At 60.1% G+C, this 18,817-nt stretch carries 19 protein-coding genes; 9 read left to right on the top strand and 10 right to left on the bottom strand.

Annotated elements, in window-relative coordinates; genetic code table 11:
• Positions 1 to 111: 111 nt before the first annotated feature.
• Genes VIZ63_RS16175 through VIZ63_RS16160 form a run of 4 tightly spaced genes read left to right on the top strand, consistent with a single transcriptional unit; the run spans position 112 to position 5,214 of the window.
• A complete protein-coding gene (locus tag VIZ63_RS16175; protein ID WP_331610709.1) occupies positions 112 to 435 on the top strand; it encodes a phage tail assembly chaperone in 324 nt (107 codons plus the stop codon).
• Entirely contained in the window at positions 432 to 3,395 is a 2,964-nt protein-coding gene (locus VIZ63_RS16170) for a phage tail tape measure protein (RefSeq protein WP_331610707.1), read from the top strand. The genes VIZ63_RS16175 and VIZ63_RS16170 overlap by 4 nt, the downstream gene beginning before the upstream one ends.
• A gap of 23 nt (positions 3,396 to 3,418) precedes the next feature.
• On the top strand, positions 3,419 to 3,829 hold the full coding sequence (locus tag VIZ63_RS16165; protein WP_331610705.1) for a hypothetical protein: 411 nt from the start codon (positions 3,419 to 3,421) through the stop codon (positions 3,827 to 3,829).
• Positions 3,826 to 5,214, top strand: coding sequence for a terminase large subunit domain-containing protein (locus VIZ63_RS16160; RefSeq protein ID WP_331610704.1), 1,389 nt, complete (start codon positions 3,826 to 3,828; stop codon positions 5,212 to 5,214). The genes VIZ63_RS16165 and VIZ63_RS16160 overlap by 4 nt, the downstream gene beginning before the upstream one ends.
• A 243-nt stretch (positions 5,215 to 5,457) precedes the next feature.
• On the opposite strand, the gene VIZ63_RS16155 is transcribed toward VIZ63_RS16160, so the two are convergent.
• From VIZ63_RS16155 to VIZ63_RS16125, 8 genes are all read right to left on the bottom strand, one after another.
• Positions 5,458 to 6,102: a PEP-CTERM sorting domain-containing protein gene (locus VIZ63_RS16155; RefSeq protein WP_331610703.1), complete on the bottom strand. Its 645-nt coding sequence runs from the start codon at positions 6,100 to 6,102 to the stop codon at positions 5,458 to 5,460.
• Positions 6,103 to 6,282: 180 nt separating this feature from the next.
• Positions 6,283 to 6,561: a hypothetical protein gene (locus VIZ63_RS16150; protein ID WP_331610702.1), complete on the bottom strand. Its 279-nt coding sequence runs from the start codon at positions 6,559 to 6,561 to the stop codon at positions 6,283 to 6,285.
• Positions 6,558 to 7,043 carry a hypothetical protein gene (locus tag VIZ63_RS16145; protein WP_331610701.1) on the bottom strand — a complete coding sequence of 162 codons (486 nt, stop codon included), beginning with the start codon at positions 7,041 to 7,043 and terminating at the stop codon, positions 6,558 to 6,560. Before VIZ63_RS16145 ends, VIZ63_RS16150 begins: the two co-directional genes overlap by 4 nt.
• An 83-nt stretch (positions 7,044 to 7,126) precedes the next feature.
• On the bottom strand, positions 7,127 to 7,474 hold the full coding sequence (locus tag VIZ63_RS16140) for a hypothetical protein (RefSeq protein WP_331610700.1): 348 nt from the start codon (positions 7,472 to 7,474) through the stop codon (positions 7,127 to 7,129).
• Positions 7,475 to 8,491: 1,017 nt separating this feature from the next.
• Positions 8,492 to 8,656, bottom strand: a complete 165-nt coding sequence (locus VIZ63_RS16135; protein WP_331610698.1) for a hypothetical protein — start codon at positions 8,654 to 8,656, stop codon at positions 8,492 to 8,494.
• A gap of 609 nt (positions 8,657 to 9,265) precedes the next feature.
• Positions 9,266 to 10,396 carry a HAMP domain-containing sensor histidine kinase gene (locus tag VIZ63_RS16130; protein WP_331610697.1) on the bottom strand — a complete coding sequence of 377 codons (1,131 nt, stop codon included), beginning with the start codon at positions 10,394 to 10,396 and terminating at the stop codon, positions 9,266 to 9,268.
• 154 nt (positions 10,397 to 10,550) lie between these two features.
• The gene (locus VIZ63_RS25675) at positions 10,551 to 10,745 is read right to left on the bottom strand and encodes a hypothetical protein (protein WP_414703806.1); all 195 of its coding nucleotides are present in this window, start codon (positions 10,743 to 10,745) and stop codon (positions 10,551 to 10,553) included.
• Positions 10,739 to 11,038: a hypothetical protein gene (locus VIZ63_RS16125; protein WP_331610696.1), complete on the bottom strand. Its 300-nt coding sequence runs from the start codon at positions 11,036 to 11,038 to the stop codon at positions 10,739 to 10,741. Before VIZ63_RS16125 ends, VIZ63_RS25675 begins: the two co-directional genes overlap by 7 nt.
• A gap of 130 nt (positions 11,039 to 11,168) precedes the next feature.
• Between VIZ63_RS16125 and VIZ63_RS16120 the strand changes: the two genes are divergently transcribed.
• Complete coding sequence (locus VIZ63_RS16120) at positions 11,169 to 12,242, top strand: phosphotriesterase family protein (protein ID WP_331610695.1); 1,074 nt, start codon at positions 11,169 to 11,171, stop codon at positions 12,240 to 12,242.
• 382 nt (positions 12,243 to 12,624) lie between these two features.
• On the opposite strand, the gene VIZ63_RS16115 is transcribed toward VIZ63_RS16120, so the two are convergent.
• Positions 12,625 to 12,789, bottom strand: a complete 165-nt coding sequence (locus VIZ63_RS16115; protein ID WP_331610694.1) for a helix-turn-helix domain-containing protein — start codon at positions 12,787 to 12,789, stop codon at positions 12,625 to 12,627.
• A gap of 471 nt (positions 12,790 to 13,260) precedes the next feature.
• Between VIZ63_RS16115 and VIZ63_RS16110 the strand changes: the two genes are divergently transcribed.
• Both VIZ63_RS16110 and VIZ63_RS16105 read left to right on the top strand, forming a co-directional pair.
• A protein-coding gene (locus VIZ63_RS16110; protein WP_414703807.1) for an IS3 family transposase occupies positions 13,261 to 14,702 on the top strand; the annotation gives its coding sequence in 2 pieces (ribosomal slippage) (positions 13,261 to 13,651 and positions 13,651 to 14,702; 1,443 coding nt in all).
• A 226-nt stretch (positions 14,703 to 14,928) separates the two neighbouring features.
• Positions 14,929 to 16,083 (top strand): DUF418 domain-containing protein, encoded by a 1,155-nt coding sequence (locus VIZ63_RS16105; RefSeq protein WP_331610693.1) that lies wholly within the window; start codon positions 14,929 to 14,931, stop codon positions 16,081 to 16,083.
• Positions 16,084 to 16,131: 48 nt separating this feature from the next.
• On the opposite strand, the gene VIZ63_RS16100 is transcribed toward VIZ63_RS16105, so the two are convergent.
• Positions 16,132 to 16,989 (bottom strand): REP-associated tyrosine transposase, encoded by an 858-nt coding sequence (locus VIZ63_RS16100; protein ID WP_331610692.1) that lies wholly within the window; start codon positions 16,987 to 16,989, stop codon positions 16,132 to 16,134.
• Positions 16,990 to 17,354: 365 nt separating this feature from the next.
• Here VIZ63_RS16100 and rmuC point away from each other — a divergent pair, with 365 nt between their 5' ends.
• Positions 17,355 to 18,647: a DNA recombination protein RmuC gene (rmuC, locus tag VIZ63_RS16095; RefSeq protein WP_331610691.1), complete on the top strand. Its 1,293-nt coding sequence runs from the start codon at positions 17,355 to 17,357 to the stop codon at positions 18,645 to 18,647.
• Positions 18,648 to 18,697: 50 nt separating this feature from the next.
• The coding region (locus VIZ63_RS16090; RefSeq protein WP_331610745.1) for a transposase at positions 18,698 to 18,817 on the top strand (120 nt) is incomplete at its 3' end.

The following is an 18,817-nucleotide window of genomic DNA, read 5'->3' as shown; positions in this document are numbered from 1 at the left end:
GTCTAACTGCGCTGAGTCACCCACGTACCGAAAAGGAACCCGCAGAGCCCGCGGGTACTCATCCCACCGCGGCGGGCATTTCACAAACCTCCTGAGTGTTGAGGACATCCAATGACGAAAATCAAACTCATACCGGATCCAACTTTCGATGCAACCGTGCACATTCCAGTGCCAGGGAAGGAGGATCCGACGCCGGTGCGCTTCACGTTCAAGCACCGCAATACCGATGAGCTGCAGAAGTTCATCAGGAAGGAGCGCAGCGACGTGGATTACGTCCTCGAGGCGTGCGAGGGGTGGGAGCTCGACGATGCTTGGAATCGCAAGAACGTCGCCGCGTTGCTCAACACGTACCACGCAGCAGCGCGGGCAATTGCAGTCACGTACCTGACTGAATTGACCGGTATGCAGCCGCGCGAGCGCGAGGAGACGCGATGAGCGATCTCGTGACGCTCGGCGTTCGAATCGATACCGCGGACGTTGGGCGCGGCGCCGCGGAACTCGACAAGTTCGCGTCATCCGCCGACAAGGCGAAGAACTCAGCGGCTGCCATTCAGCCTGCGATTGAATCGTCCGGTCGCAGCCTGCAACAGCTATCGGCGGGCGCGAGCGCATCGGCGCAGTCGCAGCAGGCGGGCGCGCGCGCCGGCGAGCAGTTCGTGGCTGCCCTGCGGTCTCAATCGCAGGCCGTCGAGCGCACGGCAGACGGCATGCGGGCGCAACGTGTTGCGCAGGATGCGGCAGCGGCGGCAGCGCTGCGAGAGGCGCAGGCTCAGGCGGAAGCCGCGGCCGCGAAGCGCTCCGCAGAAGTCGCGCAGCAGCGTTTCGTTGCCGGCCTGCGAGATCAGATCGCGTTGCAAGGCAAGAGCCAGGCGGACGTTCTTCGATATCGAGCAAACCAACTCGGCGTCGCGAAGGAGGCCGAGACTTACATCGCGCAGATGGAGCGATCCGCGGCAGCCACGGGCCAGCTGGGAATGTCAGCGCGGCAAACTGCATTCGCGATGCGCCTGTTGCCGATGCAAGTAACCGACATTGTGACCAGCCTTGCCAGTGGGCAGTCGCCATTCCTCGTTGCCATTCAGCAAGGAGGACAGCTACGCGATAGTTTCGGCGGCTTCGGCAACACCCTGCGCGCGCTCGGCACGATCATCACGCCGGTCCGCATCGCCATGGCGGCAACGGCGGGCTCCCTGGCGCTGATCGCGAAAGCCTTCCTTGACGCGCAACGTGAGTCGTTCGAGCTGAACAAGGCGTTGATCATGAGCGGGAACGCCGCCGGCGTCACCTCCGATGCCCTGGCGGGCATGGCGGATCGCATCGACGACGTCGTCGGCACACAGCGCGAGGCCTCGGCAGCGATCGGCGCACTGGCCGCCACTGGCCGCGTGGCTGGCAAGGATCTCGAACGCTTCGCGGCGATCGCGCTGCAGCTGAAGCGCACCGCCGGCGAGTCCGTCGAAGACACGGTCAAATCCTTCGCCGAACTCGGGCGGCGACCGGCGGAGGCGGCGACGCGCCTGAACGAGCGTTTCAACTTCCTGACGGTTGCCACGTATCGGCAGATCAAAGCGCTCGAGGACCAAGGCCGCGTCTTCGAAGCCGGCGAGGTCGCACAGCAGGCCTACGCGCGAGCCATCGAAGAGCGCACACAGGATCTCGAGAAGCATATGGGCACGCTGCAGCGTCTCGCGCGCGGCACGAAAGCGGCCTTCGCCGAAGTCGGCGACGCACTGTTGAGCATCGGTCGGCCCGCCGCGCTGCAGGATCAGATCGCCGATGCCGAACAACGAATCCGTCAACTGCAGGACCTGCAGCGGCGATTTCCGCAAAAGGCTGTCGGCGGGCTGTTCACCGATCGCGCGCGCGAACTCGCGCAACAACAGGCGCGGCTTCGCGGTCTGCGACAAGAGACCGAGGCGGAACAGAGCGCCGCGCGAGCGGGCGCCGAACGCCGCCGCGCGCTGGATGCCTACGTCGCAGGGGAAAAGGAGGCCATTGCCGTCGGCCAGGCGCGATTGGCCGTCATGGAGGCGATGGCGCGCATCGACATGGATCAGGACGTCGGCGGCATCCGCAGATCGCTGAACGCGTCTCTGGGCGGCTACTCCGCCTACGCGGCACAGCTCGAAGCACTGCGGCACGCCGACCTCGTCAGCGAGCGCGATTATTACGCCGCCAAGCGAGCGCTCATCGATCGCGATTCCGATCTGCGAACCTCAGCGCTTCGGCAGGAGCGCGCAAGGGTGGAGGCCGAATTGAAGCGCCTCGATCAGGCGCGCGCCGATGCAGGGCGCGGAACAAAAACGGAGTCGGAGCGAATCAAGGCGGAACTGCCGTTGCAGCGGGAAATTGCGCAGACGCGCGAGCGAATCCGCGACATCGATGCGGAGATCGCTGCCATTGGCGCCGAGCGTGGATCGCAACAATCGCTGCTGAACATCGAACTGCAAGGCACGCAAAAGCTGAGCGAGCAAATACTCGCCAGCACGCGGGCCACCGCTGAGGCGCAGCTCGCGCTCGTCAGCCGGCAGCGCGATCGTGACCTGGATGCCTTCGGACGTGGGAATCGGCAGCGCGAGCACGGCCGCGGCCTTGATGAGATCGAAGATCGATTTCTGCAGGAGCGCCGCAGCCTCGACGAGCGCCGGAGCCGCGGCGATTTCAAGGACCGAGAAGGCCAATACGACGAGCTATTGGCGATAGCGACCGACTATCGCGACCGCGATCTGGCCGACTATGAGGCCTACTGGACCGCGCTCGGCGAGAAGCAAGGCGATTTCTACGTCGGTGCACAGGAAGCGATGGCGAACTACTTCGACGATGCACGCAACGTTGCGAAGCAAAGCGAGGAGTTGTTCTCGAACGCCTTCCGCGGCATGGAGGATGCGCTCGTCGAGTTCGCGATGACGGGTAAATCGAACTTCAAGGATCTTGCGCGATCGATCATCGCTGATCTCTTGCGGATTCAGATCCGCGCGATGGCGGCCAATGCGCTCGGTGGCGCCGGCGGATGGCTCGGCGCGATCTTCGGGGCGATGGGTGGCGGAGGAGCGATTGGCGGCATCGGCGCGGGCGGAGGCTCACCGCCGCTCACGATGGGCGGTGGCTTCGGCGGCATGCCCTTCGCTGACACTGGGATCAAGCGCGTGCCACGCGACAACCAGCCCGCACTGCTGCACAGAGGTGAGGCCGTATTGCCAGCCAACCTGAATCCCTGGGCGGGCGGTAAGTCCCCATTCGGCGGAACGACGGTGAACCTGCATAGCGTCCTGAACGTCGGCGCCGGCGCCAATGTCGCGCAGTTCCAAGCTGCTCTCGACCAGCGCGACTTGAGACTCAAGGCGGAGATCGCCGAGAACTTGCGGCGCGGTCGCTGGGCCGGGGTGATGTCCTGATGTCCCGCCAGAACCTTCCCACCGTGGGCGCCAAGGGCGGCGTAATCGGTAGGCCGCGGAAGCTGCCGCCGGCAGATGCGGCCCAACGTATCCAGCAACTCGCCGCAGAGGGATGCAACAAAGTCAATCTAGCGGCGCAACTCGGTACATCGGTCAAGACATTCAACGAATGGCTCGGTGCCGACGAGTCCCTGCAGCTCGCATTCTCGGTGGGTCGTGAGCGGGAACGAAACGAGCTGCATCAGATTCTGCTACGTGACGCGCGCGACGGCGAGAAGCCCAATGTCAACGCAATTTTCCTTCTGAAGGCCCGTCATGCTTACCGCGAGGGGGATATCGGCGACGACGTCGCCGCGCGATTCAACGTCACAATCAACTTGCCCGCTGCGAAGCCGATGGGCGACTTCATCGATGTAACACCGGAGAAGGCATGAATCTCACAGGATTTCAAAAACGTGTCGCCGAGATCCCGGAGGAGATCAACCTAGCTCTGCTCGGCGGTCGCGGCGGCGGCAAATCGACGGGCATGGCGCTGCTGGGTTTGCGTCACGCAGAAGAGCACGGCGAGCTCGCGCGCATGTTGTTTATACGGCGCAGCTACCCCGGTCTGCGTGACTTCGAACAAACGACTCGGGACGTATTCGGAATCGCTTATGGAACGACGGCGCGTTACTCGGCGAATGATCACGTGTGGCGGTTACCACGCGGCGGATTCTTCGAACTCGCGCAGCTGGATTGTCACGCCGACCTGCAGAAGTTCCAGGGCCGTAGCATCACGACGTGTTTCGTCGATGAGATCGGGCAGTATCCGTCATCAGAGCTTCCCGACTTGCTTCGTGGAAATATGCGCGGACCAAAGGGCGTGCCTACTCGGACAGTCGTCGCAGCGAATCCCGGTGGACCAGGCCAGGCATGGGTTGCGAAGCGCTGGATCTTGGGAAAAGAGCCGTGGAAGGCTTACAGGGACGAACACGGCGCGTGGTGGATGTGGTGCCCCTCTACCATCGATGACAACGACACGATCGATCAGGCGAGCTACAAGCGGCAGCTTGAGGCCGCATGCGCGAGCGATCCGGAGTTGCTGAAAGCGTGGCTCACGGGGTCGTTCATGTCGGCGACCGGGTCCTACTTCGGTCTCTCGCTCGATGAATCACGCAACGCGGTTGGCCCGTTCAAAGTTTTGCCAATGCGCATCGAAGACAATCCGGACCGAAAAACTTATCGTCAACTGGTGCCGTGGGAGAACTGGCTCTGCCATGATTTTGGTTCGTCCGCTCCGTCGGTGACCTACCTGATGGTGGAGTCCCCGGGCGCTGAGTTCGACGGGAAGTTCTATCCGCGAGGGAGCATCATCGTTCTCGATGAGTACGCCGTCTATCGGCGCGACAATTTGAACGCGGGGCTCGGGTGGACGGCTGGAACCACGGCCGAAGCCATCGCCGAATGGTGCGCCGGCTGGAAGGTCAAGCCGCAAGGAGTGGGCGACGATGCGATGTTCGCGCAAACCGGGCACGGTAGTTCGATTGCCGATGAGTTCGGTAGGAAGGCTGTGAGGCTTGATCCGGCGAAGAAGGGCGGCCGCGTTGTCGGCTGGCAGAAGATGCGGCGAATGCTTGCTGACGCAGGCAAGCCGGACGTGCCGGGGCTGTACGTGTCTCGATCCTGCGAATATTTCTGGCAGACGGTGCCTTTTCTCGCTCGCGATCAGAAGCGCGTCGAGGACTGCGACAGCAGCGGACCGGATCACGGCGCTGACGCCGTGCGCTACGGGCTGATGCGGCAGAAGCACATGAGCACGATAGGCCCGCTCAGGATATGACTATGGAGTGCGATTTCCATCCGTAGTGAGTGTGGCTTGCGCAGTGCTTGACCCGACTGCGCGACCTTCGAGAGCTTTAGGGATTGCAAATGCTCCGTAGATAGCTGCGATGCCGGCAAGGATCGCAGCAACACCCACGGCGGTGTTATGAAAGATCGTTGAAACTGCTATCCATCTTTCGGTGCGATCCGTTTTCATTGCGACCGATCCCCATTCGCGTGGCCGTCAGGTGGTTCCACGCGACTATTTCCTGGCGTTTCGCCGCGCAAAGACCAAGGCCAACAAGCCAATCGAAAGCAGACCCATCGTTCCTGGTTCGGGAACCGAAGTGGATCGAACCAAGAATGAGCCGATCTGCGGCGCTAGTGTGTTCGGCGCGAGAAAATCATCGAACGTTGTCCAGCGTCCGGTGAACGAATCACCGAAGCCGGGAGCCGGCACTAGAACGTTGACCATGAATTCAGCAAGCCCAACGCGGGAACCTCCCGTTTCGTCATCGTAGTAGCCGAGAGTCGCGATCGTCAGCGACTGTCCTGTGATGCCTGGCACGAACGAGCGCTCGAATGTCGGTTCAAGTAGCCCGATCATGATTAGCGTTTCTATGAAGTCGAGACCGCCCGAGAAGGTCTCTTCCGGCGAGCCGATGTAGCGGCCTGCGAGGGCGTCGATCTCGGCGCCGGTGGCGTAGCGCCATCCATCCGTGATGAAGCCTCCGGCGTCGTTCAGGACGCTGTTGTACGTCAGTCCGGACGTGAGATTGACGTCGAGCCATTCAAGACCGGTGGCGGTGTCGTGTGTCGAGCTGCCGTAGTTGATCAGTGTTGCTTCGGATGGAAGCGACCACGCCAGCGCAAGCGCGCCCGCAATGCAAAGTCCTGTGCGTTTCATATCCCCCCCTTTGGCCCCATTCGAATTGGGGGCTTGATTGGCAGCCTACTCTCGGCTGTAGGGAATACGAGCTCAAGCTGACATAACCCGCGGCCCTGACGGCCGGCGATTCGGACGATGAACAAAAAGCCCCGCAGCCTTTTGGCGGCGGGGGCTTCTCGGGTCGCCGAATAGGAGCTTTCAGCCTGTCGGCATGGTTTCGCTGATCCGCTTGGACAATGCCTCGCACCGCCGAAGACGCTGCAGCACGTCGTACAGCACGCCCGGCAGGCTATCGGATGCGATGGATTCCTTGATGACTCCCTCGCTGTCTTGGGCCCACACGTCGTGCAACATATCAACGACCGAGCGCGCGCAGAGCAGCTCCGTTTCGAGCTCATTCAATGTATCCGTGACAGTGTCCGCCTGCTCAGTGGTGGTCGGTTGGACCGATGGATGAATGGGTGTGACGTTGCTCATTTCCCACCTCGCGCTTTCCGGGTCTCGCGCCTCGATCTCAGCTGGACCGTGCTTTCGCAGCTAGCAGCCGATCGTCCTACTGACTCGAGTCGCGTCGCTATCGCGTCAAGCTGGTCGTAGGCGCCCCGCAATGCGTGATGACGCGAGAAGTCTTCCGCGATGTCGAACGACATCCGCACGACGTCGACTATGGCCTGGACGTCGAAGATCTCCCCGCGGATCGCTTCGATGCGATCTTCAATTTCGTTGCCGCCGCTCGTGTCGTCCTCAGTCCCGAGCCGGTGTGCGCGCTCGATGATCAGACGCGAATCGATCACCGAGATCGCCGCGCGCGTCGCGTCGATGCACCGCACCGGGCTACCGTCGCCATCGATCGCGTCTGCAGCGGCGTCCAGGAGGTTGTGGATCTCCACGTTGAATTGAGTTTCACGCTCGTCGTACCAGCTGCCGGCTGCGGCCGGTGCGTGACTTCCGTCTGGCATGGTTATTCTCCAGTTAGTGTTAAGGGGAACCGGGCAACGAACTGTTCATCAACTTGCCGTCGTTGTCGCAGACGGCACGGCGCTCATGACTCGCCTTCTTCAGTTTCGAAGTAGGGATGCACAGAGAGGGGCTGCACTTCGGCGCGTGTATTGCGCAGATGAGGGAAGGAATCCCAGATGTTTTGACAATACTGGTCGATCGGCCTGCGCATCGTCTGTGCACGGCGCTCCAGAAGGCCCAAGAATGCGACGCCAGCGGGGCTGAGTAGTTGGCCATTCGCACGGCAGGCCGCCACAACCGCGGTCAGCTCATCGGCGCTGGCGGCCTGAATAAGCGCCTCGAATTCCTTATCGGCTATGGGTTTGAGAAAGATGACGTTGCCGGCGCGCCGTGTTACGCGTGGGCGGACGTGAGGGGATCTGTCTGGCATGCTGGATCGCTCCCTAGGGTAAGTTGCACCCGAGTTGCACTTCGGGCGGTTTTTCCTAGAAAGACAGGGCAGGGCGGGCGATGCATCCTCATGCCGAACTTGCACTTACGTGCGCACAGGTTGCGCAAAAGTGCGAGTCAAGCGACTTGAAAACTAGCGTGGGTTAACGCCCACCGTGGGTTCGAATCCCACCCCTTCCGCCAACATGCTCACAAAAGAGTGTTTCGGGGCGGCTCGGCTGAAGCCAGAAAATAAACCTGGCCAATCTGTCCCCCTATCTCTCTACTCGTGATGAGCTTCTACCGATTCGACGGCTGTCGCCTCTCGAAATAGTTCTGAGCAGTCTGTCCAGACGCGCTTGCAAGAACATGACCACGTAAGCGTGCGTCGACAATTCGATGCGTGTCCCAGAGGGCTGCACCAGAGGGCTGCAACTTACGGAGCAGGGCCGGGACCTGTTTGGTGCGGAGCAAGGACAAACCCGTGGGTTGTGTACTTGCCAACCTCGAGAACTTTCGCGGCACCTCTTTGCTCGCCGGTTCCATCCCCAGAAGCGCAATCTCAACGGCCTTAATCGGGGCGTCCTCGGGCATTTCGACGGTGCCGTACATGACACGCTTGTCGGAGTACCGCATAGGCTTCATTTCGAACGATTGGCCTTGGGCAGAAATTTCTGTGGGCAGAGAAAGGCTATCGATGCGGTAACAGTCGTTACCTTGCTGCAGGAACCATGGTCTGTCGGGGTTGGGCGTAAACGTAATTGTCGTTTGGTATCTGCTCGGACGCTGTTCCAGCGGAAGGTCATACCACTCGTCCACAACCTTCTTTTTGGTATGTGGTGATCGCGCAGTTGATCTACGGCCTTCGCGAGCGGGATGTGCTGAAGCCGTGAACCCCGGACAGATGCGAAGAAACTGTCACTGTTCCAGAATGACAAAAAACACGAAACACGGCGCCGAGATCTAATCTAATCTGACCGGCGCTGTTCAAATTGGCAGCGCCGCCCAATCGCGGGATCTATTTCTTTGCGTCCGTAGCCCGGGCCTTCATCTGGCCCTCGCAGGTCTTCTTGGCTTGCTCCATGGACTGCGTTGAGTTCTTTGCCCGTTCCTTGGCTACGCAATCCTTCAGCATCTGTTCGTGCTTCGCCCGAGTCGTGGCGTCGCCTTTGTCAGCGTCCATAACCTGCCCTTGATGCGGGGTCGAGGCTGCAGCCGGGGAAGTGCTGTTCGTTGGGGGTGCTTCTGTCGCTTTCGTGGATGTGGTGTCTCTCTGGTGCGGACTGGATGCTGCGCTCGGTGCCGTGGGATCCGGAGTCGGAGTCTGGGCCACGGCAGCGGTCGAAAGGACAAGCGATAGGGCTATCAGCAGCGCTGATGTTGCGTGAGGAGTCATAGGGCCTCCTGATGTTGGCCGGGGACTGTGCCTCTATATGAACCCTCGGTGTGGCCGTCGAGTTCATTGTCTATCCGTTTTAAGCAGTGAATTAATCGCCTGTGGCCCGTCTTCCTTTTTGAGTTTTATGCGTACCGCACCGTTTGCATTCGTCAGCGTCTGGACCTGTAAGACCCTACCCGCAACGTCAATGGATTGAGCACACATCTGCTCGAGGCCGCAACTGAGAATGGAATCCCCGAAGCCACCCAGCGCTCATGATCGGTATGCTTCACCGGCCGTCGAGATCTTGATGGCCGGCAGTCCTTCGATTGCCAAACACGCCGCGACCGCGCACGTCACGACCAATCCACCACGGCGATGGCAGATCCGATGACCTTCGCGCTGACGTTGCCTTTACCAGGGGCCCAGACGGGTCTCTACTCGTCTTGGGAGAGTCACGGTGAAAGTGGTGCCATGACCTTCAGAGGACGACACGCTGATAGTCCCCCGATGCCCTTGCGCGATCGTGCTGGCGATATACAAGCCGAGCCCCAAACTGCTGGCGTCCGTACGATCCTCGCCCTGTTGCATCGGGTCGAAGATGCGCACCATCGAAGAACGGGGAATCTGCCGCCCATAGTTGTGCACCCTGAAGACCACGGTCTCATCGCTGCCGTGTGCGCTCACCGTAATCTCACGCCCCGCATCTCCATGCTGGATCGCGTTGCGGACAAGATTGGCAAGTAGCTGATGGATTCGCTTCCGATCCCATTCTCCGACGACGTCTCCCTGGACGTGCAAGCGTAGATCGCACGTGGGGTGCAACTCACGAAACGGCCGCAAGACTTCTTCACACGCGCCCGCTGCATCCATGCGTTGCGTCTCGATGGGCAGTTGCCCGCCCAATCTCGTTCGCGTGACGTCCAGCAAATCCTCAACCATGCCCAGAATGTTGTTCGCGCTCTTCTGGATGTGCGGAACATACTTTTCCACGTGCTCTATCGATGGGATACGCCCAAGACGCTCGGAGCTGGCAATGATGACGTGCAAATCCGTTCGCAAGTCGTGGCCCAGCACTCCCATGAAAAGCTCGCGGGCTCGATCCAGCTGCCGCGAGAAATGAACGACCGACTCAGCCAGCAGCTGGTCGATGCCCTCATTGAATCGGGTCAGCTCACACAGCGTGCGCTCGTCGAGAGGCGCCTGCGAGGCCCAAAGACGAATGACGGTCGCGCGCAGTGCCCGGTATTCCGAGACAAGTTCCTCCAGGGTAAAGCCCACGCCGTAGCGTTGGTCACCGTGCGACTCGGCCGCCGTCTCTTCTGCTGAAAGATCTACGGGTGCCTCTCCGCGACTCTTGGCTTCCTGTTGCACGGCGCTCTGGTCCGTCTCCATCTCCTTCGCGACGGCAAGCAACATTAATCTTGCGTGATCGCGTAGCGCCTCAAGATCGAGCTCACGGCCAGAGACTAGCGTTTGTGCAAACTCCACCCATTCACTGAGTATCCGATCGATGTTCTCGACAATAAATCGTGGGAGCGTCATGAAGGCGGTTCCGTGGAGAGAGGTCTCACTTCTGCGCAAGCCCCTCCGCTCTACAGAAGCAATAGGGGGCGGCATGCTAACCGAGGATGCGGATCTTGCGCTATTGTCAGTACCTGCGGTGATGCTCAGGGTCTCCATCAAACGGAATGCCCTCTCAGGCCGCAATCGCATACTCGTAGTACGGCCGCTGCTTGGGATCCAAAATCGCCTGTAACTCCGCAGACCTGCGCCCTTCGGGTGTCAGCCATCGTCCCACATTCTCTGGCTGGAGATTTACGATGCACCGATCATGCCCTGCCGCCGCCACTTCAGGCGGCGGCTCATCGGTAACCGCAGCAAAGCTCACCATCTCGCCCTCGCTCGGGCTCGTCCATTCACTGCAGAGGCAGGCAGCATTCGCTCTCGGGGTCTCTGGTTGAAATGCAGCACGACATTCTTGCCATCGCGATCCACGTTCTCGAAGAACGAAGTCACCATCATCAGCGCATGTGCGTGACCGAACTCGTTGCGCCAGAACTTCTCCAGGTTATCCCGTCGTGCGTTGTAGAGTCCCGGATACTTGCGGTCGATGAACTCGGACGCGTTCTTCTGCCTCAAGTGATAGCGCGCAAGTTTCAGTGCCTTGCGACCGCCTTGATGCACAATGATCGGCGCATACGTTCGATGAAGGATAAGCGCCCTGAGAGGACTGGCAGCGCCGATCTTCGAGGACGTCAGCACATGTAGCGTGTGCAAATCTCGTGGCGGTGCCGACGCGATTGGAGAGCAGTTCGTGACGACACGTCGGGACTTTCTCAAGATAACTGCCGCTAGCGGCATTGCCGCAGCGCTTTCCGCGTCGGCAGGCGGAGCGCCTTCGCTGAACAGCGTTGGAACTACTCAGACGGTTCTCGGAGCCATCGACCCCAATGCTCTGGGATTTACGCTGGCACATGAACACATTGGCGATGCGCCGGAGGTGTTGGAACGATGGCCGGATGCATGGGGCGGTAAAACCGGGCTCATTGCTACAGCCGTCGACCGGCTCAAAGCCATAAAGGCTGCTGGCATCAGCACCGTCGTCGACCTCACCACCTATGATGTTGGGCGCGACATTCAATTTCTCGAAGAAGTCTCGCGCAGGTCTGGGATGAACATCATCGCAGCCACGGGCCAGCGATTTTCCCCACCGCGATCTCGGTCAGTATCGATGCCGGCGCGCACGACTGACGGGCTCGCCAAGTATTTCGCGAATGAGATCAGTCGAGGCATTGAAGGCACTGGCGTAAAGGCCGGTGTCATCAAGATAGGAACGAGTGCTCGTCCGACCGCTCTTGAAGAGGCGGGCTTGAGAGCGGCCGCTCGGGCCAGCAAGGCGACCGGCGTGCCGATTCGCATCCACACGGATGCTGCCAACCGCGGCGGTGAGAGTGATGCTGTCATCCTGGAGGACGAAGACGTAAACCCTGCCAGAGTGTCTTTCGATCACAGCGACGACAGCGGCGATATCGATTACTTCTTAGGTCTTGTGAGGCGCGGCTATTCTCTCGGCATGGACCATGTCCACCGTGGGCTCTTGGCAGACTTCAAGCCGACGTTCCAAAGAAGAGCGGAATGCATAAAGGCGATCATTGACGCCGGCTTTGCGAATAAGGTTTTCCTCTCGAGCGATTCAGAGTTCGGCGGTTCGTTACTTCCAGAAGAGACACGAGACTGGAGAGAGAACATCGATGCCGCAGAGGGAATGCTATTCACCGCTCGCAGGCTCCTGCCTCGCCTTCGTGAGTTGGGCGTTTCGAGCGATCAGATTCATGTAATCACAGTGGAGAATCCCAAGACCTTCTTCCGCAGGAGTGCTTCCGAGTAGCCTGGCTCCTTGCGTGGTTGTCAGGTCTTGCGATCCAGCATTGGAAGGCGGAGCAAGCAACTTGAGCTATCGGGTCAGCTTTGCGTGATTGCAAGACTTGACCCCGGACGCCGCCGGTAGAGATCGTCTCGTTGTTCACTCAACTGGTGTTTGGTGTGCGAACCGAAGATGGTGGATGCAGCGCTGCGTAATCGTGCGGCAACAGGCCGCTGGCGGTCGTGTTCGTCGCTGCGGCGAGCTTGGGCAGCACCCAGGTCAAGGAGGCCAGCGGATCGACCTGCAAAGCCGACACGTGCCGACGATTGAGTAAATCACCGCTGAGCGCCAGCCGACCTTCGGGTGACCGATGTGCAACCAGTTCTTGGCACCCGGATCCTCGGGGTCAGGTCTTGCAATCCAGCATTTCGATGCGAGCAAGCAACCTGCTAACCGTTGAATAGTGAACGCCAAGATGAGCGGCGATCTGTCGCATGGTGAACCGCCCGGAGCGGTACGCGGCGACGGCGTCGGAGGCGACATCGCTGGTGTCAACGAAGATGTCGGCCAACGACGCCGGTCTTTATTATCCGCTGTGAACGCGGAATCTCCGGGTCCTCGCGTCTCGCTTCGAGCATCAGTGCTTGAGTGCGCTCGATGAATGCTTCGTCGCCCAGGTATAAGTGCTGGGTCAGCGCGGTCCATCTTTTGGGATCAGGTCTTGAGATCCAGCATTTGAAGGCGAAGCAAGCAACTTGACCTATCGGGCCAGCTTTGCATGATTGCAAGACCTGACCCCGTGACCCTAGACCCCGTGACCCTTGACCCCGTGACCCTATAGAAGCGGCGACCAAACGTGCCATCGGTACCGCCGGAAAGAAGGTAATTGGCGAGGCGTGGGAGAAAGCGCAGAGAGCCTACAGTGCGTCAAAAAGAGCGCAGGGTGCGGTGCCCCCCGTGCCAATGTGAAGTGAGACACCTGCCTGGGGCAATTTAGAGTACACAGGCAGTACCCATGATGAACACATTGTTGAACGCTTCCATGAATCCTGCATCGGAATCCTCCTTGAAGGTGAGAGCAACGGACCCAGAGGTTGCCCCGCACGCCAAGCGACGCACGTTCACGAGCGCCGAGAAACAGCGGATCGTGCGTGAGGCAGATCGCTGCACGAAGCTTGGTGAGGTTGGTGCGCTGATGCGTCGTGAAGGCATCTACTCCTCGATGCTCGCGAACTGGCGCAAACAGCAGGCGCACGCTGAGCGTGCCGCACTGGCGCCGCGCAAGCGCGGCCCGAAGCCGGCGGCCAATCTTGTCGAGCAGCGCCAGCTGAAGCAGCTCAGCGGTGAGAACGCGCGATTGCAGCGTGAGCTTGAGCGCGCACGGCTCATCATCGATGTCCAAAAAAAACTCTGCACCTTGCTCGGTCTACCGACGGCGGACTCGGACGAGCAGCCATGATGAGCGCATACCACGAGCTGGCGCCGCACATCGGTGTGGTTGCCGCTTGCCTGGCGCTGGCGCTCAGTCGAGCTTGGTTGTATCGGCAACGGCTGAGGGGGCAGGCGCGAATCCACCGCCTCGCGGTGCGTCCGCGTCCGCCCTTGTCGCTGACGTGCGCCGAACAGCAGGTACTGCTGGATCTTCTGGGCAGCGAGCGCTTCGCCGAGATGGCGCCGGCGGCCGTGTTTGCCACGTTGCTGGATGAAGGTCGCTATCACGGCTCGATTCGCACGATGTATCGGCTGCTGGCCACGCATCATCAAATTCGTGAACGCCGCCGCCAGCGCGTGCATCCAAGCTATGCCAAGCCGGAACTGCTCGCGATGCGACCCAATGAAGTGTGGAGTTGGGATATCACCAAGTTGAAGGGCCCCGCGAAATGGACCTGCTTCCATCTGTACGTGATCCTAGACATCTTCAGTCGTTACGTCGTGGGCTGGATGCTCGCTGCGCGCGAATCCGCACTGCTCGCCGAGCAACTCATCGCCGATACCACCGCGAAGCAGAATATCGTACCCGGCACCCTGACACTGCATGCCGATCGCGGCAGCAGCATGCGATCCAAACCCGTCGCCGACCTGCTCATCGACCTGCAGGTCGCCAAAACGCACAGCCGACCGCACGTCTCGGACGACAACCCGTACTCGGAGTCGCAGTTCAAGACGCTGAAGTACCGGCCCGACTTCCCGCAGCGCTTCGGTTGCATTGAGGACGCGCGTGCACACTGCCAACAGTTCTTCCAGTGGTACAACACCGAGCATCGTCACGCAGGCATCGCGCTGATGACGCCGCACACGGTGCACCACGGCCACGCCGTCGAGCTCACCCAGCGGCGCATCGTCACGCTCACCGCCGCGTTCGCTGCGAATCCGAACCGCTTCAAGCATGTCGCGCCCACGCCGCCCGAATTACCGAGCGCCGCCTGGATCAATCCGCCGAAACAGAATCTCGCATCAACCAAACACACTGAGATTGCTCTTTAAACTTTCGAACCCAGGTGTCTCAAAGTCATTGACACGTTCCGGCCTGCCCGCGTTACATTTCCGATTTCTTTTCGCCCGCCGGTTTAGCTACGCTCGCCGTGCGACGGACGCTGCGACGGGCGCGGAGCCGAACCGACCTTGAGCGCCTGGACCAGGATCTTCGATCGCGAACACAAACGAGCCCGGCTGACACGGGCCAATCGGAGCACCTTGCAAAGGAGGGATCATGCAAGACACAGCGCGCAAACCAGAGCGCATCGAAGTCGTGGATGCATTGCGCGGTTACGCGCTCATGGGACTGTTCCTTATCCACATGGTCGAGTACTACGAGCTGTACTGGGCCGACCCGTTCCCGAACGCGGTCAACTCCACCATGTTCTTCCTGTTCGGCGGCAAGTCGTACGCCATGTTCGCGCTGCTGTTCGGCGTGAGCTTCTTCATCATCATGGACAGCCAGGCGCGTAAAGGGGTCGACTTTCGCGCGCGCTTCCTCTGGCGCCTCACGATCCTGTTTGCATTGGGATTCGCGCATAGCCTGATCTATGGCGGCGATATTATGCAGGTGCTCGCTCTGACGGGCCTGCTGCTCGTGCCGCTCTACGGGGCCAGCAACGTCGTGCTGATCGGGCTCGGTGCGTTCTTCATCCTGCAGGGGCCTGCATTGATCCTCAACGCCGCGGGCTTTCAGCGGCAAGGCGATCCGACCCTTCACCCTTTGCTCATGAACGCATACGCCCACGGATCGCTGCTGGAGGTGTTCAGTGTGAACACCTGGGCGGGACAGGTGGGTAAGTGGGGATTCATGTTCGACAGCGGCCGTTTGTGGAACATCATTGGCTTCTCGCAGCTTGGGTTCGCCCTCGGACGCATCGGTTTCTTCACTCAGAGCGACAGGTTCAAATCGCTCTATGTGCGATCGATCGTCATTCTTGTCATCGTTGCCGGGGCGATGCTGTGGTTCGGCCATCGACTGGCACCCGTGCTGTCGGGGCGTGTGGTCGAGTCGTGCACGAACAATTCACTGATGCTGGCGACGTTACTTGGATTGCTGCTGCTCTATCGGGTGCCCGCGGGTGCGAAAGTGTTGCGTCCGCTGGCACCCTGCGGTCGCATGACGTTGACCATCTACATCACACAGTCCCTGTTCCTGGTGCCTGTGTTCTATGGCTTCGGCCTCGGCGCCTATGCGTGGCTCGGACAGGGTGGCAGCGCCGCGCTGGGTATCGCGTTATGGGTGCTGCAGATGTGGCTCGCGAGACGCTGGTTCCGAAACTTTTACTACGGCCCCTTGGAATGGCTGTGGCGATCAGCGACATTCCTCGACAAAACTATTCCGTTCAAGCGTCGGAACGACGCGACTCCTCAGGTGGTGAGTGCATGAGCCGGTCCTCTGGTCCTCTGGGGTCCGTCCTCTGGTGTCTCCTCTGGGTCAGGTCTTGCAATCCAGCATTTCAAGCCGAGCAAGCAACCTGCTGACCGTTGAATAGTGAACGCCCAGATAAGCGGCGATCTGTCGCATGGTGAACCGCCCGGAGCAGTACGCGGCGACGACGCCGGAGGCGACATCGGTGGTGTCAACGAAGATGTCGGTTAACGACGCGGGTCTTTTTATCCGTTGTGAACGCGGAATCTCCGGGTCCTCGCGTCTCGCTTGGAGCATCAGTGCTTGAGTACGCTCGATGAATGCTTCGTCGCCCAGATAGATGTGCTGGGTCAGCGCGGTCCACGGCGAACGCATGGCCATGCCGGCATCGACGAAGCTGCGGAATGCACGCGTCGCCCGTGCTGCATCGGGGGCGAAGTAACGCAATACATCTGACACGGCCAGCCACGGTGGAGCGACGGTCTCGCCGAGGGTGCTGCGAAAGCTGCTCCATTGCCAGTCAGCAGCGTGAGTGACAAGGCCGGCCCGCACAGGGTTGAGAAGGACGTAACGGATAACCTCGAGCAGGTAGCTCCGGTCATCGACGATCACTGCGTGATAACGGCCTTGCAGCAGATGACCGCAACGATGGTGATGTCGATTGAATCGCTGAGTGTAGAGGCCGTTCAGGTGGCGCATGCATCGGGATAGGTTCGGTTCCGGCGTCTGCACCAATAGATGGAAGTGATTGTCCATCTGGCAATAGGCGTAGACGCGCCACTGCAGCCGGTCTGCCACTTGAGCCACAAGAGCAAGCCACTCCATGCGATCCGCATCCTGCAGAAAGATGGTCGAGCGCTGATTGCCTCTTGAAGTCACATGGTAGAAGCCACCGGCGAACTCGATCCTCAAAGGTCGCGCCATTTCACGCCTCCCTGTGGTGTGGCGCGAACAGTGCCTCTATGGATGTACGAAAGGTGCCGGAATTATTGGCCTATCGGGTCAGTTTTGCGTGATTGCAAGACCTGACCCCGACGCCAAAACGATGCGATACTGCCACGGCACAACCCTTACAGGGCACGAGTCAGGCGTGATTGCGAATCTCAGTCCGCAGTCGCGCGTCGACTTTTGTGCACAACGGGGCGCCTCCCGAACGTACCTACCGTCGCCCCATGCCGTTGACGCAATGGCTCGCGCGGATGCCGGCATCCAGTGTCACGTTTTGAGACTGCCAGTACCTATAACTACATTCGTGCGCCGTAGCGGGCGGTCATTTGGAGCAACAATTCTTGGAAATCAATTTCGCGGCCGCCATTATCCTGGTCGTTGCATTTCTCGCCGGCTTGGTAGTGATGTTCGCGCTGTCCCGGAGCCGACTGGGCATTCAGATCGAGAACGCCAAGTCGCAACTGGCCATCGAACTCGCGTCCATGCGCGAACGAGCAGGGCGGGTCCCGGTGCTTGAGGATCACATCGTCAAGCTTCAGGCGGCGGAACAGGCCAGGCAGGGCGAGGTTCTCGCGCTATCGAGAACAGAAGCCGATAAGAGCCGATTGTTGCAATCGACAGAGGAGCAGCTGGCTGACGTTCGAGCACAACTCGCCGGGACTGAGAAGCAGCTGACGGAATTGGCCGCGGAGTTGACAACCGCAAAGCAACGCCAGGCCACCTTCGCATCGGAGGCCTCTCGCATTCCCGCCCTCGAAAATCGAATCAAGCAATTCGACGAATCGAATCTGGCGATGACCCGCGAAGTGGCACAGCTGAGGGAGTCATTCGGTCGTGTTACTGCAGAATTCAAGGCGGAACGCGACGTGTCCAGCACGATGCGAAGCGAACTGGAGAGCTCCCGGACGCAATTGGCTGCGGCGCAAACTGCCATTGCGCAATTGTCCGTTGAGAAAGCCGATCTCACCACGCGACTGGACGCCGAGCGGAAGCAAGCAGTCGAAAAGCTGGAGTTGTTGAACGACGCAAAACTTACGCTCTCAGACCAGTTCAAATCGCTCGCCAACGACATTCTCGAAGAGAAGAGCAAGCGATTCGTCGAGCAGAATCAAACGAACCTGGGCCAGCTCCTCGATCCTCTGAAGTCTAAAATCACTGAGTTCCAGTCCAAGGTGGAGGATGTGTACGTCAAAGAGTCGAAGGATCGCTCAGCGCTTGGCGAGCAGGTGCGCCAGCTCATGGCGTTGAATCAATCCCTCAGCACGGACGCCAAGAACCTGACGCAGGCGTTGAAAGGCTCGAACAAAGCGCAAGGAAATTATGGGGAGTTGGTTCTTGAACGGGTGCTCGAATCATCGGGACTTCGTAAGGGCGAGGAGTATGAGATTCAGGTGAGTCACACACGCGAAGATGGATCGCGGGCGCAGCCGGACGTGGTGATCAGACTTCCAGAGAATCGGAATCTGGTGGTCGATTCGAAGCTCTCGCTTGTTGCCTACGAGGAGTCCGTGTCAGTCGAGTGCGACGAGGACCGAGCGGCGGCGATTGTGCGACACATCGCATCGGTGCGGGCTCATATCAAAGGCCTCTCGGAGAAGAACTACCAGTCCCTGTATCCCCCGCTGTCAGGATAGTTGTCGCCTCTGCTGATTGAAACCTTGTTGGGGGTGGAAGGCGGGAGGAGATGGCGTATTCGAATGAGTTCAGAGAGTCTTTGGTACGGCGGATGTTGGCGAAGGAGATTGGGATGTCGGCGTTGGCTCGGGAAACTGGCATTGCCGAGGCGACGTTGTATCGTTGGCGA

It is taken from the genome of Povalibacter sp. (assembly GCF_036520495.1).
Classification (GTDB): domain Bacteria; phylum Pseudomonadota; class Gammaproteobacteria; order Steroidobacterales; family Steroidobacteraceae; genus Steroidobacter.
This window is presented reverse-complemented; position numbering and strand designations above follow the sequence as displayed.